Annotated in this window: 18 protein-coding genes; 9 read left to right on the plus strand and 9 right to left on the minus strand. The window is 38.2% G+C overall.

Features of this window, described 5'->3' with window-relative positions; all coding sequences use genetic code 11:
* From NT178_10090 to NT178_10120, 7 genes are all read left to right on the plus strand, one after another.
* The coding region (locus NT178_10090; protein MCX5812877.1) for a hypothetical protein at positions 1–501 on the plus strand (501 nt) is incomplete at its 5' end.
* Between the two features lie 10 nt (positions 502–511).
* Positions 512–1783: a site-specific integrase gene (locus NT178_10095; protein MCX5812878.1), complete on the plus strand. Its 1272-nt coding sequence runs from the start codon at positions 512–514 to the stop codon at positions 1781–1783.
* A gap of 215 nt (positions 1784–1998) precedes the next feature.
* The gene (gene rnr, locus NT178_10100) at positions 1999–4128 is read left to right on the plus strand and encodes a ribonuclease R (GenBank protein MCX5812879.1); all 2130 of its coding nucleotides are present in this window, start codon (positions 1999–2001) and stop codon (positions 4126–4128) included.
* 19 nt (positions 4129–4147) lie between these two features.
* Positions 4148–5341 (plus strand): LptF/LptG family permease, encoded by a 1194-nt coding sequence (locus tag NT178_10105; protein MCX5812880.1) that lies wholly within the window; start codon positions 4148–4150, stop codon positions 5339–5341.
* Positions 5325–6401, plus strand: a complete 1077-nt coding sequence (locus NT178_10110) for an LptF/LptG family permease (GenBank protein MCX5812881.1) — start codon at positions 5325–5327, stop codon at positions 6399–6401. The genes NT178_10105 and NT178_10110 overlap by 17 nt, the downstream gene beginning before the upstream one ends.
* Before the next feature lie 6 nt (positions 6402–6407).
* On the plus strand, positions 6408–6884 hold the full coding sequence (locus NT178_10115; GenBank protein MCX5812882.1) for a ribonuclease H-like domain-containing protein: 477 nt from the start codon (positions 6408–6410) through the stop codon (positions 6882–6884).
* Complete coding sequence (locus NT178_10120; protein MCX5812883.1) at positions 6884–7597, plus strand: alpha/beta fold hydrolase; 714 nt, start codon at positions 6884–6886, stop codon at positions 7595–7597. The genes NT178_10115 and NT178_10120 overlap by 1 nt, the downstream gene beginning before the upstream one ends.
* Position 7598: 1 nt before the next feature.
* Here NT178_10120 and NT178_10125 read toward each other — a convergent pair whose 3' ends face one another.
* Positions 7599–8276 carry a hypothetical protein gene (locus NT178_10125; GenBank protein MCX5812884.1) on the minus strand — a complete coding sequence of 226 codons (678 nt, stop codon included), beginning with the start codon at positions 8274–8276 and terminating at the stop codon, positions 7599–7601.
* A gap of 72 nt (positions 8277–8348) precedes the next feature.
* On the opposite strand from NT178_10125, the gene NT178_10130 reads away from it, so the two are divergent.
* Positions 8349–9311 carry a hypothetical protein gene (locus NT178_10130; protein ID MCX5812885.1) on the plus strand — a complete coding sequence of 321 codons (963 nt, stop codon included), beginning with the start codon at positions 8349–8351 and terminating at the stop codon, positions 9309–9311.
* Positions 9312–10112: a site-2 protease family protein gene (locus tag NT178_10135; GenBank protein ID MCX5812886.1), complete on the plus strand. Its 801-nt coding sequence runs from the start codon at positions 9312–9314 to the stop codon at positions 10110–10112.
* Between the two features lie 102 nt (positions 10113–10214).
* Here NT178_10135 and NT178_10140 read toward each other — a convergent pair whose 3' ends face one another.
* From NT178_10140 to infC, 8 genes are all read right to left on the minus strand, one after another.
* Entirely contained in the window at positions 10215–10829 is a 615-nt protein-coding gene (locus tag NT178_10140) for a hypothetical protein (GenBank protein MCX5812887.1), read from the minus strand.
* A gap of 1 nt (position 10830) precedes the next feature.
* Positions 10831–11142 (minus strand): MerR family transcriptional regulator, encoded by a 312-nt coding sequence (locus NT178_10145; protein ID MCX5812888.1) that lies wholly within the window; start codon positions 11140–11142, stop codon positions 10831–10833.
* A 5-nt stretch (positions 11143–11147) separates the two neighbouring features.
* Positions 11148–11426 carry an integration host factor subunit alpha gene (locus NT178_10150; GenBank protein ID MCX5812889.1) on the minus strand — a complete coding sequence of 93 codons (279 nt, stop codon included), beginning with the start codon at positions 11424–11426 and terminating at the stop codon, positions 11148–11150.
* A gap of 9 nt (positions 11427–11435) precedes the next feature.
* Positions 11436–13817 (minus strand): phenylalanine--tRNA ligase subunit beta, encoded by a 2382-nt coding sequence (gene pheT / locus NT178_10155; GenBank protein MCX5812890.1) that lies wholly within the window; start codon positions 13815–13817, stop codon positions 11436–11438.
* A gap of 9 nt (positions 13818–13826) precedes the next feature.
* On the minus strand, positions 13827–14837 hold the full coding sequence (gene pheS / locus NT178_10160; GenBank protein ID MCX5812891.1) for a phenylalanine--tRNA ligase subunit alpha: 1011 nt from the start codon (positions 14835–14837) through the stop codon (positions 13827–13829).
* A 93-nt stretch (positions 14838–14930) separates the two neighbouring features.
* Positions 14931–15290, minus strand: a complete 360-nt coding sequence (gene rplT, locus NT178_10165) for a 50S ribosomal protein L20 (protein ID MCX5812892.1) — start codon at positions 15288–15290, stop codon at positions 14931–14933.
* A 21-nt stretch (positions 15291–15311) separates the two neighbouring features.
* Positions 15312–15509: a 50S ribosomal protein L35 gene (gene rpmI / locus NT178_10170; GenBank protein MCX5812893.1), complete on the minus strand. Its 198-nt coding sequence runs from the start codon at positions 15507–15509 to the stop codon at positions 15312–15314.
* Between the two features lie 11 nt (positions 15510–15520).
* Positions 15521–16015 carry a translation initiation factor IF-3 gene (gene infC / locus NT178_10175; protein ID MCX5812894.1) on the minus strand — a complete coding sequence of 165 codons (495 nt, stop codon included), beginning with the start codon at positions 16013–16015 and terminating at the stop codon, positions 15521–15523.
* Positions 16016–16033: the final 18 nt, after the last annotated feature.

Below are 16033 nucleotides of genomic sequence, written 5' to 3' on the forward strand. Positions count from 1 at the left end.
AAAAACGGCTGGACAACTGATGACAAAGAGATATTTAAACTTTTCCAGGGGGAAGTTGCGCTTGAACTTGCAGGCAATTCGGTTAAAACTGGTTGGACCACCGATGACAAAGAGATACTTATGCTACAAAAATACAGTAACAGCAACACTATTGCATTGGATCTTGCAAAGAATTCAGATAAAAACGGCTGGACAACCGATGACAAAGAGATACTCTCCCTCCACCATGGTCGCGTTGCGCTTAATCTTGCAAAGAATTCAGGTAAAACCGCCTGGACAACTGATGACAAAGAGATACTTTCCCTTCATCAAGGGGGTGTTGCGTTCTGGCTATCAAAATGTCAGAAACTGTCTACAAGCGATAGCAAAATATTAGATCTGGTAGAAGCATATCGTAACCAATACAACAAAAGGATTTTTAACCTGAGAAAAATAACTGTTTCAAAAGGGGTACAAAATATGAACAATAACCTTTCAATGACTAAAAGCTTCACGGATTGAACTCTTGACTATGTCTCAACCTTCAATATATAATGCCCTTGGATTTGATATGAAGGGAATATCTCCAGAGGGCAAGTGTCCCATGTGCAAGAAATCTTTCCGCTTTGATGCACGGAAACTGGCTTTCGTATGCATGGAACACAAAACAGAGGCCAAGAGATTTCTTGTCACTGTCTACTTCAAAGGAGAACGTATTCGCAGAGCAACAAATCTTGACGGGGAAACGTTAACAACCTTTGCCCAAGCTTACGCACTCCTGAATCAGGCAGAAACAGAGAAACGAAACAAACGGTTCGATCCAAAGAGATGGAAAAGCAGGGTTAAAATCAACTATCTTTTCGAGGTTCTCTTGTCAAAATGGCAAGACTCTAAAGAAGACTTGTTGAAAGAGGGGAGACGATCGCCCACTTATGTGTCTGAATTACCCACATACATAAACCGTTTTTTTATGCCCTGCTACGAGGGACACGACGTAAGGGAGATACTCAACCTTGATGAGCACTCAACCTATCTCTCGGCGTATCGTAAGGCCAATGGCGACCCTATTTCCCTTAAGTACAAGAAGAACGTTATGGAATGCCTGCAAAGCTTTTTTAATTGGCTTAGAAAGAAAAAATATATCTTAGAGTTACCGGAGTTTCCCGACACGATAGAAGTGCCTGAGCATGACCCGAAGACCATTTCACGAGATGTGCAGATCAAGATACTTGCTTTTATCCCTGATGAACATAAACCTATTTTTACATGGTTGTTTTATCAAGGGTGCAGACCAGGAGAAGTACGGGCGCTCAAAGGCGACTGTATTCTTGACGGAATGGAGCCACAAGACACCGTGAAGTATAAGAGAACCTTCAGCGATAACATTCTAATGGAGCATACAAAGACCAAAAATGTAAGATTCAACTACATTTACCCTGAACCTCGAGCATTAATCCCACAGGTTCACCCTCTCTCTTTTGTGTTCACACATGGCGTGAAGGTTAAGAGACCATATAGCAAGCCTTTTCTCAACAAAATATACCGTCAGGCTTTAAAAGATTTTAACGAGGCCAACAACACAAATATTGACATTGGATTGTACGAGGCCACCAAACATAGCTTTGGGACTGAACAGGTAAATAAAGGAGTGCCTATCCAGTGGCTACAACAATGGTTTGGACATTCTTCACAGAAAATGACTGAAAAATATGCTAAGCTTAATGTAGTGGACGTGTTTAGAAAATTGGATAATGTGATATCGATAGAACAAGCGAGGACAAGGGGTGCCAGTGACCACCAGTAAAACGCCAGTAAGTTACTCGTTAACCCAATACTGGCTTGACGGAAACAGGGTTCAAATCCCTGCCTCTCCGCCATAAACAGGGTTCAAATCCCTGCCTCTCCGCCATTTTAATGCTATGATGACCAACAGCGAATGGTTTTCATCAAGAAAGTCCGCAAGGGTATGCTAATTCACAAAAATTGTTGCAAATATCATTTTGTATTACCTTGGAATATATGAAAAAAGAACTCTCCATTACTCCAATAACAAAAGATTTTCTGCTGAAGGTTTTTAAGCTGGGGAAAAAACCTATGGGATTCAGCGAACTCGAAAAAAATCTTCATTCCAACAGGAAGGACAGGAAAGTATTAAAAGCCACCTTGAACAGTATGCTCAAAGAGGGCTCAATAATCAAACTTAAAAACAAAAGATACGGCATACCCTATGAGATGAACCTCCAGACAGGAACATTGTTTTGCACAAGAAGCGGAAACGGATTCCTGATACCCGATAAGAAAAAAGAAAAAGGCATGGACGACATATTCATACCCGCAAGATTTATGGAAAACGCCTTCCATGGAGATAAGGTTATTGCAAGGATTGAACACACGATAAAAGGTAAAAAAGAAGGAAAAATCATTAAAATTACGGAAAGGCGCATCAAGAACATAACGGGGTTTATAAGAATAGACAAAGATAAACTAAGCATGATCCCTGATGATGAGAGGATAAGACACAATTTCATTATTTCTAAGAAACCGTTTAAAGCGCATATCAGCAATGACGATCTCGCAGCAGCCCGTATTACAAGATTCCCCGAGGAGGGTAGAAGCCCGGAATGCAGCATAATAAAGGTTTTTAAAGGACTTAACGACATAAGCACGATAACTCAGTTTATCAGGTATAAACACGGCCTTCCTTTAAAGTTTAAAAAAAATACAGAGGCAGAGGCAAAACAACTTGCAGTATACGATCAAAACCAAAAAAGGGTTGATCTCAGAAGCCTGAAACATATCACCATAGATGGAGAATTTGCAAAAGACTTTGATGACGCAGTCTGCGTGGAAAAATCAAAAAAAGGGTATACCTTATATGTCTCAATAGCAGATGTTTCTTATTATGTTTTACCTGGTACAAGCCTTGACAATGAAGCCTTCGAAAGGGGAACCAGCATATACTTCCCCAAAACCGTTATTCCCATGCTTCCGAAAATATTGTCCAATGTTATATGCAGCTTAAACCCTCAGGAGGACAGGCTGTCTCTTACCGTCAGGCTTAACTACAATAACCACGGAGATTTGCTTCAGAGTTCTTTTCATCAATCAATCATTAAGAGTATGATGAGGCTCACGTACAATAAAGTAGAAGCCGCTATAGTAAATAAAGACCTGAAGGCAAGGAAAGAGGTAAAAGATGTACTGTCCGAACTTGAATGGATGAAAGAGCTTGCAACATTATTGGCAGAAAAGAGAGAAAGAAGGGGCAATCTCGATTTTGATTTGCCTGAGCCGGAGGTTACTCTGGATATAGAAGGGGGAATCACCAGCATATTGAGAAGTGAAAGACTGTTTTCTCAAAGAATTATTGAAGAATTTATGATTGCAGCAAACGAGGCTGTAGCACAATTTTTGTCACAAAGCAATATACCCGCCATATACAGGGTACACGAACCCCCTGAACGCGAGAAGCTGTACGAATTCGAAAGGCTTTTGCATGCACTAACAGGAAATTATAGCATAAAACAGAAAAGCAGCCTGGGCTTTCAATCCATACTTAATCAGGTCAAGGGTTCAGATTACGAATATCTCATAAATAGAGTTCTCCTAAAATCTATGAAACAGGCAAAATATGCTTCTTCCAATAAAGGGCACTTTGGCCTTGCATCTGATTGTTACCTGCATTTTACATCGCCGATTAGAAGGTATCCCGATCTTATATGCCATAGATCTCTCAAAAATGCTATAAATGGCAGCCCTATCATTTACAACCAACATGAGCTTGACAGTATGGCAACACACCTGTCGGAAAGAGAAAGGCTTGCGATGGAATCGGAGAGGGAAAGTGAAGACAGGATAAGGATTTTATTCATGAAGGATAAAATTGGCGAGGTGTATAACGGTATAATCTCTCATATTACTTCCTTTGGTTTCTTTGTTGAACTCTTTGATTTGTTTGTCGAAGGATTGGTACTTCTCACCGATCTCTACGACGACTACTATCTTTTTCAAGAAGAAAAGTTCCGGCTCATCGGCAGACGGACCAAAAAGATTTACCGTATAGGCGACAAGGTATGGGTCAAAGTAGTGCTTGCCGATGTGGAAAAGAAACAATTACACTTTAAACTCATGCAAAACCGCTATGAATAGACTACAGAGGGTCTTTCCGATGTTAATTTATAAAATGAAATTCATCGGGAATCTGCAAAACAAATTCTATCTGTATCTGTTTAAAGAGCTTGCATACATACTTTGCTTAGCTCTCGGCATACTGACCTTTATACTCATAATGAGTAAAATGGGGAGAATAGCGGACCTTGTCATAAACAGAGGGGTCGACCTGAAGGATATTATCTTTTTAATTATCTATTCTTCTCCGCCTTTTCTCGCCTTTACCCTACCCATGGCTTTTCTGTTATCAACTATTGTTGTGCTTGGGAGACTATCAACAGAAAATGAGATACTTGCTTTAAAAGCAAGTGGCATAGATTTAAAATGCCTTTTTTATCCGATAGTTGCCATTGGTATGATAATTACCATTGCAGGGCTGATAAACACAAATATACTACTGCCGAAAAGCGGCGAGTTATTCAGGGCGGCGTTGCTCAATGTTGTAAAAAAAGGTATATCTGTAGACGACAAGGAAGGGGTTTTCAATGATACAATATCCGGCGTAGTCATCTATATCGATAAAGTTGATACAAAGAATAAATCACTTTCAGGAATTGTTGTTTCCGATGACAGAGACAAGGACGTCAAACAGATGATATCGGCTGATAAAGGTTTTATAAATTACGACCCCGCATCTCTTGACCTTTTTTTTGTGCTGGAAGAAGGGAGTTTGCACAGATGGGAAAAGATAAATGATGTCTATAGAAATCTTTCTTTTAAAAATTATTCATTTTCCATAAATCTTACTAATATGTTGCCGGGCAACGTGTCTTTAAGAAAAAGACCATATGAGATGGACATAAAAGAATTAAGACAGTCTCTTTCAAGCGCAAGCCCGTCGGATAGATATGATCTGCTTCTTGAAATCTACAAAAAATTCTCAATCCCTCTCTCATCATTAGCTTTTATATTTCTCACAATACCCCTGGGTGTGAGACGGAGGATAGAAGGCAAGTTTTCCGGCATTATATACAGTCTGTTATTATTCATTTTTTATTATATCCTGATGGCTTTTACTGAAAATGTCGGAAAAGCAATGCAACTGCCGGCAATACTTACATCCTGCATACCAAATATAATAATAATTTCTATAGGCTTTAATCTTTTAAAACATTTGAATTCTGAAGAATACACAGGTATTTCACAAAAACTAAAATATCTATGGGGATATTATCTTGAAAAGGCTAAATAGATACTTAGTTTCAAATGTTTTAAAAATATTATTGATCACAGAGTTTGCCGGACTCGTATTGTTCATAACGATTGAGTTTTTTGAGCATATGGATATCTTTACATCATCCTTTAAAAATTTCATTTTAAGCATTTTTTACCTGTGCCTCAAAATCCCCTATTGCTTCAACCTTATATTGCCGTTAACATTCCTCATCTCAATATTAATTCTCCTCATATTAATGATCAGGAACAATGAAATGGTTATCGTCAGGACATCCGGCATAAGTACAATCATGATTATGAAGCCGCTTATTTCTCTTTCCATAGTACTTATAATGTTTTCGTTTATCCTGTCAGAATGGATTATCCCTGTGGCCTTAAATAAATCGGAATACATTTATAGAATAAAGATAAAAAAAGAAGAACCATATGTATTCTTTAAAAATGGCAGGATATGGTTTAAAAGGGATAATGTTATAAACAACATAGACTTTATTGATGTTAAAAAGGATATAATAAAAGGGCTCACTGTAATTGAGCTATCCGACGCATACACTATTAAAAAAAGGATAGATGCCAAGGAAGGTATATGGAAAAACGATTCATGGGTCTTTACTGATGTAGTCGAAAGGGCATTTGATGATAAGGGCATAAAATCAGTAAAAAAATATACACATTTAAAAGGTATTATAAGAGAACCGCCTTCAGTATTCAAAGTGATGGAAAAAGGCCCTGAAGAAATGGGCTATCGAGAACTTTCAAGTTATATAAAAAGGCTTAGAGCGGACGGGCATGATGTTCGAAGATATCTTGTTGACCTATATGACAAGATAGCATTTCCCTTCATTAACCTGATAATGGTATTTGCTGCATTCTCTGTCGGTTTAAGATATACCAAGACAAAACATATATCTATGGGGATATTTACGGGTATATGTCTTGGCGTACTATACTTCCTCTTTCATTATATTTCGTTATCATTCGGACATTCAATATTTCCTCCTATTTTTGCTGCATGGTTTTCAAATATTATCTTTTTTTCTGCCGGTATAATAGGAATCGTTACACTAAGGACATAATATATCTTGAAAGCTTATCTTGATATAGAAACAGACAGATGGGGCAATATATCCGTAATAGGCATATATACCAAGCAAAAGGGTCTTCTACAACTGTACGGTGATAATATCACCACAGAAAATGTCGAAATACTAATTTGCGAAACAAAGACAATTGTAACATTCAACGGCGACAGCTTTGACCTGCCTTTCATAAAGAAAAAATTACATCTCGATTTAAAAACAACCCATAAATCGCTCGATCTTTTTAAGGAAAAAAGGAGATTGGGGATCAAGGGCGGGTTAAAAGAGCTTGAGAAGAGGTTTGGAATAGCAAGAAAAACAGAGGGGATGAACGGTTATCACGCTATCAAGCTTTGGGAAAACTACACAAGACATGGGAGCAGCGAGGCACTTAATCTTCTCCTTGAATACAACGGGGAAGATGTGGTAAACCTTATAAGTCTTGAATCTTGCTTGGCTAACTTCAAGGAAATGGAATAATGACAGAAGGCTTTGAAATAGATGTTTTGAACAACAAAATCTCCGGTATTATGACTGCCCCTGATGGCGACAAAAAATACCCTTGCGTCATCCTTTCGCACGGACTTATCAGCTCAAAGGAAAGCTCGAAATATATTGCGCTGTCAGAAAGTCTGAACAACGCAGGAATAGCATCCTGCAGGTTTGATTACCATGGTTGCGGAGAAAGCGGAGGGAATATAGAAGAAACAACGCTTACTACAAGGGTCGGGAATCTTAATGCAATTACGGAATACGTTGTCAATCATAGCCTCGTTGATGCGGATAAAATTGGTATTCTGGGCAGCAGCTTTGGCGGATCTACGTGCATTATAAAAGCAGCAAGAGATAAGAGAATTAAATGTATAACACTGTGGGCGACACCGTACAGATTAGAAAAGAAAGAGGATGGCAGGATATCCGACATTGAGTTTAATGAATCTATTTATACGGATTTTCTGACCTACAATCTGCTGTCAGAGGCAGCGAAAGTATCCTGTGTATTGGTAGTACATGGAGAAATAGATGAAACTGTTCCCTGTTCCGAGGGAAAATCAATATACAAATGCCTGAAAAAGCCGAAAAAGCTTGAGATTATAAAGGGTGCTGATCATATATTTTCAAATTTATCACACAGAGAAAAGGCGATCAACCTGTCCTTGAACTGGTTTAGAAGGTTTTTCCTGGGCAGTTAAACTATTCCTTTTTTTTTTTTTTTTTCGATTTTACTCTTTCCCTTATTAAATCCCCTACAACATTGCTTAACCCTATGCCCAGCGCAAGAGAAAGCGCCAGAATAATTCCTCCGAATATTATCAGAAAGCTGATTGTTATAATGGTATTCCCTACACCTATATACTCAAATACAATGCCAAATGTAATAATGATCAGAAATATCCTCGTTACTTTTGCTATCAGGTCACCATATTTTATGTCTGAGTTTTCGCATGTCATAAGAATTACCCTGCTGATAAAATTACTGAAAATAATTCCCATTATAATAATAAAAAGAGATACCACTATATGGGGCAAGGCACTCGAAACTCTTGTAGCATATTCGGTAAATTGTGATATGCCTATAAAATTCAAGCCGAAAGAGAAGAAAGCAATGATAAATATCCAATATACAATCTTACTTAGTATTACGGAAGGGAGTGTTTTAACCCCGCCTTTTTCCAATAAATTAACAATACCGACATCGTTTGCCCATTTATCAAATCTAAATAAAATCAGGAGCTTGCCAAAAAGCTTTTTTATAAACCAGCTTATGATAAACCCCCCTATCATAACAATAACCATGACGAGTATGTTAAGGAAGATTTCCGTAAAATATTCATATAAATCTAAAAACATATCTTTGAAAAAATCTTTCATACAAAGCATCTTATTAGATGTGACTATTTATGTCAATTGAAAAATACCGCATATTATAGTATCCTAAGCCGTATGAGCAACATCACGACAATTATAGGAACAAAGGAAAATATAACGGAAGACATCCGTGTTTTTTCAGAAAAACTTATAGATAACCCTGAAATTCTTATTGTTACAAAGAAAGATATAAAAGATAAAGTGATAGAAAAATCGTCCGGGCTTTTTTTTGAGAAAAATACAGTACTGGTGCTTTTGGACCCTGAAACAGAACTTCTGGAAGAGATAAAAGGACAATTATTGTTACTGAAAGAAAAGATGCACATCATCATATATTTGACGGCTGCTCCATCCTATACTCAAAGCCCGATTGAATGTACAACAATTATTATTAAAAAAGATAAGGAAAAACGGTTTAAGGATAGAGTGCTCGCTTTGCTTAAAAAATATAATAAAGTAATGACAGACAAAGGGTTCAAACTTTTCAGAGAGAGGGTTGCAGATGAATCAATGCTCGAATCAGAGTTGATGAAGCTCATAAATTACGTTGGCGTTAAAAAAGAGATAAAATCAGGCGACGTTAGATCTATCGTAACCGATACACACGAAGAAAACTTGCTGAATTTTTTTGATGTCATAGCACGGACCGATAAAAAAGAGATGCTGAACACATTAGAAACGCTTTTATCGAGCGGAATGAATATACTCGCAATTCAAGGCTTTTTAGTAAAACAGGCGAGATTAATGCTTCAGGCAAAAGATATGGAGGAAATCCTAAAAGTAAGTCACGAATACCCTGCTTTCTCAAAAATATTCAATAAATGGAAAGAAAGCATTGAGATGACACCGCTTGAGAAAAAACTGTACCTCCTTTATCAGAAGCCTTTTTATGCATATAAGCTATCAAAAACAAGTCAACGGTTTAAAAAAAAGGACCTGCTATCCTTTTTCAATATGCTTATGCATTTTGACACCAAAATAAAAAGCGGCACTAAACAAGATCGCATACGTCTGGAACATGGTTTATTAGAGGCATAAGTGATCCAAATAATACTTTTTTTGCTCACCATCGCATCTACATACCTTGTTGGAGGACCGCTATATAGCTTATCAATTATATCTATCCTGCTTGCACACGAAATGGGTCACTATTTTATGAGCAGGAAATACGGCATACCGGCAACTCTACCTTATTTTTTACCTTTTCCCCTTTCCCCTTTTGGCACATTTGGAGCAATAATAAGGATCAAAGGCGTTTTTATCAACAAAAAGGTTTTATTTGACATCGGGGTAGCAGGGCCATTATCAGGTTTCGTCGTGTCTGTGCCATTCATAATTTTAGGCATTAAGTTATCCACAATCCAATCCGTGACTGGCAATACATCATACCTTCAACTCGGCGACCCCTTAATCTTCAAGATTGTTCAGCAGTTGTTGATAGGAGATATACCGAAAGGTTCTGACCTTGTCCTGCATCCTTTTGGTTATGCAGGATGGGTAGGCATGTTTGTGACGGCACTGAATCTTTTACCTGTTGGGCAACTTGATGGTGGTCATATTGTCTATGCAGTGTTCGGAGAAAAAAGCAAATGGGTCTTTGGCACAACCATCGTTGTACTCGGGGTATTTTCAATTTTCTATAACCCCGGATGGCTGACACTCGTCATTATTCTTCTTTTTTTCGGTATGCGTCACCCGCAACCCTTTGACGCTGAAACCGAACTTGACGATAAAAGAAAAATTATAGCTTTCGTTATACTTATAATATTTCTGCTTTCATTTACCCCTACCCCCTTTCCATCGTTAGACATAGGCAAGGGCAATGGAATACCCATATAGCATCTCCTTCAACACCATATTGCAGGTAAAGATACTTTATTCAAAAAACAAAAAGCCTTCGCAGTAAACCGCGAAGGCTTTAAACACAGACAAGGATAGAAACTAAAATGACGGTCTTACACTTTTTGCAGGCTGTAGATTAAGGCTTGTGATAACTTCAGAATCATTAACCACTTCCACAAAAGTCTTTCTTTTATCAAGAAGATCAAATACATCTTCTCTGGTAAAATATATGTGGATATATTCAATAAATCCTCCGTATTGATTACATTGTGAGAGATCCCTGACCGGCCAGTATATTCCGAGAGCCAATCCTTCTATGTCATCCCTGTTTAGGTCTTCCTTTTTTATATAGTTCAAATATTTAGGAAAGTAAGTCCCGATCACACTGGAAAATCTCTGCTCGGGTTTTGTTGTACTTTCATTAAAAACAATTTCAGAAGGTCTGATATTCATCATTATATAATGGAGTTTTTCATTTTTATCATCATTAAGTATTGTCAGGCCTATACCCTCTTTATAAATATTCACATTGGAACTACTAAGCCTGAGGTAAATCCCTTTCAGCAGACTCTCGTTCTCCGCATAAAGCTTCTTCAACTTCGCATCATCATACGAAGTTTTCATGCTTTCTGCCTGGTTTGTGGCCATGTAAATCGGACCGGCAGCGCAGGAATAGAGAAAACTCAATAGACAAACCAATACTACCTTCTTCATATCAGCCTCTTTCTTTTAATATTTCTGCTATTTCTGTCAGTTCTTCCCGTATCTCATCCAAAATGTTCTTTCTGGTAGACATGAACTTTTTTGCTCCATCAATGGTAAACTTTCTTTCATATAAAAGTTTCTTTATAGTGAATATTGCATTAAGATCTTTTTTCTTATACAACCTTTGCCCGTTAGCACTTTTTGAAGGTTTTATATCCTTGAATTCCTGTTCCCAGTATCTCAACACGTGTGGCTTGAGGCCTGTAATGTTACACACCTCTTTTATCCTGTAAAACATCCTGTCAGGGATATTCGACGTCATTTACTTTATTTACTGTTTATCTCATCTTTTAAAACCTGGCTAAGCCTGTAATTTAAAACCTTCCTTTTACTTATTTCAATCTCATCCCCGGTCTGAGGATTTCTCCCTCTTCGTGACCTCTTCTGTTTTATGATAAAATTACCAAATCCTGAAACCTTGACATTCTCTCCCTTTGCCAATGTTTCCTTTATGATCTCAAAAAACAAGTCAACCAGATCTGCGCATTCACGTTTCGAAAGGCCAAGCCTTTCATATACGTTTGTAACTATTTCCGACTTTGTCATATACCCTCCTTAAGTCCTCAATGTAATACCGTCTATAGCCGTAAGCTCTTGTATAATAACTCTCTGTAAATCGTTGACCTCTTCGTCCTTCAATGTGTCTTTATAAGACTGGAATACTACGCGGAATGATATGCTTTTCATCTCTTTTTTGAACATATCAAAAACACCGACCGATTGTATCAAGGGTGAAACCTTTTTAATCTTATCAATTAACATGGATACATGTGTTTCATCATCCACGTAAAACGAAAAGTCTCTTGTTACATTTGGGTATCTTGGCATAGGTTTGTACTTTGGTTCAATTTTACCAGTTTTTAAAATTATGTCAAACCTTAATTCAGCTCCATAAACTTTTTGTTCAATTTCGTATGACTTTAAAACTTCTTCTCTTATTTCCCCGATCCAGCCAATCTTTATACCATCCAACAACACATCAGCGGCATTAGTAGCGTTTAAAAAAGGCTCCAGGGTTCTTTCAAATGTAAATTCCAATCCGAACAAAGCAGCCGAGCCTTCCAAAATACCTTTTATGTCAAAGAAATCATAATCGATATATTTTTCTCTCCAGAAGTATTCCCTTTCCTTTCCTGTTAAGGCAAAGCAGATAGCGGGATATTCAAGCGGGAGTCCGTCTTCATGCTCAAAAAATACCTTTCCCATCTCATAAAACTTTAAATTTTTCGAGCCTCTGTTTAAATTATAGGCAATATTTTTTAATAATCCGGCAACAATAAAAGTTCTCATCACCTCATATTCCTTTGATATCGGGTTTAATATTTTTATGCAGGAAGTCCTTTCGTCATCAGGCGGGATTAAAAAACTTTCTATATCTTTTACGCAAAAAAATGCAAAATTTATTACTTCATAAAAACCGGCTGATCTTAAATAATCTTTCATAACTGCAAAATGCCGGTCTTTTGTATCCCTTTTTAGAGTCTTTAAAGCTGTAACAGGCGTTGTTGCCGGTATGGAATCATAACCATATATACGAGCAACTTCTTCGATTATATCCACATATTCATTTATATCATGTCTGAAATTGGGCACTGAAACCAAAAAACCGTTTTCCTCTTCTTTTGTTATGTATAAGTCTATCGACCTCAAGGCGTTTACAATATCTTTATGTTCTATCGTTACCCCAAGGATATCATTTATTTTCCCTAAACTTACAAAAATCTGCTTTATTTCCTTTTTATCGTATATTTCAGTTCTTCCACCTAAAATCGTTCCACCGGAGAGCTTGTTCATTAAAAAAGCCGCCCTCTTTGCAGCAAAATCAACATTATCAATATCAATACCTTTTTCAAATCTCGACGAAGCCTCTGATTTTAGACCCAATCTTCTTGCTGTTTTCCTTATAAACAGCGGATTAAAAAAAGCACTTTCAAGGGCAACGTCCTTTGTGTCAGGGGCAATCTCGGAATTCTCGCCGCCCATTATACCTGCAACTGCAACAGGTCCGTCGCCATCGCATATGAGTATATCACCTGTTTCAAGTTTTCTGTCTTCCCCGTCAAGTGTCCGGAAGATGGTTCCTGCATCGGTAAGTTTAACCCTTATTCTATTGCCTCTCAGCTTCCGGTAATCAAATGCATGAAGAGGTTGTCCGAGTTCGAGCATCACATAGTTTGTAACATCGACAATTGAGTTTATCGGTCTCATTCCACATTTCATTATCCTGCTTCTCATCCAAAAAGGAGACTTATTGATGGTTATATCTTTTAACATCAATAATACGTACCTGGGGCACCCGTCAAGGTTTAGAACTTCAAGTGAAATATGATCGTTTATATCATCTTTTTCGTCTGTAATGTAATCAAATGGCAGCATCCTTGCCTTCTGGTTCAGGATACTTCCGACTTCCCTTGCTATCCCGTAAACGGATGAGCAGTCTCCTCTGTTTGGGGGTACATTTATATCAAGAATAAAATCTCTGAAATCTTCAATATCTTTAAGCTGCTTGCCTGCTATAAGATCATCCTGTAAAATGAATATGCCGCTATGGTCATCAGTAAGGCCAAGCTCTTTTTCTGAGCAGAGCATACCCAAAGAAGTTATTCCTTTTATCTCTTTTTTCTCTAAAACCGTTCCGTCGGCCAGACGTGAGCCAATCATTGCAACGGGTACATTTTGACCTGCGTCAACATTCTTTGCACCACATACGATTGACACTATATCTTTACCAACGTCAACTTTACACAAGGACAAATTGTCAGCATGGGGATGTTTTTCGACAGCCAAAACCTTACCGACTATTACATCATCGAAGGAAGGGATATATTCCTCCAGCGACTCGACCTCAAGACCGCGCATTGTAAGCCTTTTGGCAAGCTCGTGCGGGTCCATATCCATAACAACAAACTCTTTTAACCATTCATAAGGAATTCTCAAGATGTTACCTCAGAATTGTGAAAGAAATCGTATATCATTATAATAAAATTGCCTTATATCGTCTATGCCGAACCTCAGCATTGCAATCCTTTCTACGCCCATACCAAAGGCAAATCCGGTAACCTCTTCAGGATCATAACCGACAATCCTGAATACCTCCGGGTGCACCATACCTGAACCAAGTATCTCAAGCCAACCTGTGTCTTTACAAACCCTGCAGCCGACACCCCCGCATATCACACACCCGATATCTACTTCAGCAGAAGGTTCAGTAAAAGGAAAATAGCTCGGCCTGAACCTTAAAAGCGTTTTGCTGCCGAACATCTCCTGAATAAAAATGCTCAATATGCCCTTTAAATCCGAAAACCTGATGTGTTTGTCTACCATGAGCCCTTCAACCTGGTGGAACATGGGTGTGTGTGAAACATCACTGTCACACCTGTACACAGCACCGGGTGCAATAATCTTGACCGGGGGCAGTTGAGATTCCATTGTCCTGATCTGAACAGGCGATGTGTGTGTTCTCAGCACAATACCGGGTTTAATATAAAAAGTGTCCTGCATATCCCTGGCCGGATGGTCTTTCGGGATGTTTAGAGCTTCAAAATTATAATAGTCGATCTCAATATCCGGGCCTTCGGCTACAGAAAATCCGAGTGATGAAAATACTTTTATGATTTCATCAAGCGTGTCCATTACAGGGTGTTTTTTACCGATAACAGGCCGTTTGCCGGGTACCGTAAAATCAATCCGGGATGCAAGGTCTCTTTTTCGTTTTTCTTCGGCTTCAAAATGTTCTTTTAACTCTTTTAACCTGTTTTCGGTCCATCCCTTGAGATCGTTTATCTCCCTGCCGAAGTTCTTCCTCTCGTCTTTATCAAGTGTCTTGATTTTATCTATTAATTCAATAAAAAGACCCTTTCTGCCTAAAAGGGAGATCCTTGCATTACTTAGATCATCAACAGTCTTTATGAAAGAGATTTCACTCTCAATTTTATTTTTAGATTCCTGTATGTCCATATTAAACCATATCCGGGTTATGTTTTATGAGCCACGGATTATAACCGGAAGTTCGAAACCCGAAATTATTTTGTTTATTATATTAATGGCAGTCTATTGAACCATTACTTGTCTAACTTTAGCCACAACATTCTCAAACCCGGTAGGATCATTAACAGCCATCTCCGCAAGAGACTTTCTGTTTAAAAAAATATTGGCCGCCTTCAACCCGTTGATAAACCTGCTATAAGGTATGCCATAGGATCTGCATGCAGCATTTATCCTTGTTATCCATAATGACCTGAAATCTCTCTTTCTCTGCCTTCTGTCCCGGTATGCATAGCTCAACGCTTTAAATACTGCACGTTTTGCCACGCTGTATGTTGTCCGCCTGCTCGCATTCATGCCTCTCGCGAGCTTCAAAATCTTTTTTCTTCTTCTTCTTGCTTTTACTCCTCTTTTTGCCCTGGGCATTTCTCTACACCTCTTTCATTATTATAAATAAGGTACTAACGATTTTATTCTCTTTATATCTGCGGGATGAACAGTATCAGACTGGGAAAGTCTTCTTTTCTCCTTTGGTGATTTAGAAGAAAGAAGATGGCTGTGGTATGCCTTGCCCCTTTTTATCTTCCCCTTTGCAGTTACCTTTACCCTTTTTGCCAATCCCCTGTGGGACTTAAGCTTTGGCATAATCAGCCTCCTTATAGTGGAGCAAATACCATCACGATATTCCTACCATCAAATTTTGGTTTTTGTTCAAGTTCGCCTACATCCTTTATCTCTTCTATTATTTTCTGGGCAAGCTTTTCTCCCATGTCTGTACGGAAGACTTCTCTCCCTTTAAACATGATTATAATCTTCACTTTGCATTCTTCACCCAGAAAATCTCTAATATGCTTAATCTTAAACATAAGGTCGTGTCCATCGATCTTCAGCCCCAATTTCATCTCTTTGAGCTGAACAACACTCTGTTTTTTCTTTGCTTCCTGCAACTTTTTTGCAATCTGGTATTTATATTTTCCATAATCCATAATCTTGCAAACAGGAGGAATTGTTTTCGGGGAAACCTCTACTAAGTCAAACCCTTGTTCTTTTGCCATCCTGAGCGCTTCAGACGTAAGGACAATACCAAGTTGCGTCCCGGCTTCGTCAATTAATCTTACTTCTTTTGCTTTTATCCGCTCGTTAATATTTATATCTTTTACACCACTATC

This window comes from Pseudomonadota bacterium, from assembly GCA_026388255.1.
GTDB lineage: Bacteria > Desulfobacterota > Syntrophorhabdia > Syntrophorhabdales > Syntrophorhabdaceae > JAPLKB01.

Excerpts from the sequence above, each read along its gene's own strand:
- NT178_10095 (MCX5812878.1), top strand. The coding sequence starts at position 512 with ATGTCTCAACCTTCAATATATAATGCCCTTGGATTTGATATGAAGGGA.
- rnr (MCX5812879.1), top strand. The coding sequence starts at position 1,999 with ATGAAAAAAGAACTCTCCATTACTCCAATAACAAAAGATTTTCTGCTG.
- NT178_10105 (MCX5812880.1), top strand. The coding sequence starts at position 4,148 with ATGTTAATTTATAAAATGAAATTCATCGGGAATCTGCAAAACAAATTC.
- NT178_10120 (MCX5812883.1), top strand. The coding sequence starts at position 6,884 with ATGACAGAAGGCTTTGAAATAGATGTTTTGAACAACAAAATCTCCGGT.
- NT178_10125 (MCX5812884.1), bottom strand. The coding sequence starts at position 8,276 with ATGAAAGATTTTTTCAAAGATATGTTTTTAGATTTATATGAATATTTT.
- NT178_10130 (MCX5812885.1), top strand. The coding sequence starts at position 8,349 with ATGAGCAACATCACGACAATTATAGGAACAAAGGAAAATATAACGGAA.
- NT178_10140 (MCX5812887.1), bottom strand. The coding sequence starts at position 10,829 with ATGAAGAAGGTAGTATTGGTTTGTCTATTGAGTTTTCTCTATTCCTGC.
- NT178_10145 (MCX5812888.1), bottom strand. The coding sequence starts at position 11,142 with ATGACGTCGAATATCCCTGACAGGATGTTTTACAGGATAAAAGAGGTG.
- NT178_10150 (MCX5812889.1), bottom strand. The coding sequence starts at position 11,426 with ATGACAAAGTCGGAAATAGTTACAAACGTATATGAAAGGCTTGGCCTT.
- pheS (MCX5812891.1), bottom strand. The coding sequence starts at position 14,837 with ATGGACATACAGGAATCTAAAAATAAAATTGAGAGTGAAATCTCTTTC.
- rplT (MCX5812892.1), bottom strand. The coding sequence starts at position 15,290 with ATGCCCAGGGCAAAAAGAGGAGTAAAAGCAAGAAGAAGAAGAAAAAAG.
- rpmI (MCX5812893.1), bottom strand. The coding sequence starts at position 15,509 with ATGCCAAAGCTTAAGTCCCACAGGGGATTGGCAAAAAGGGTAAAGGTA.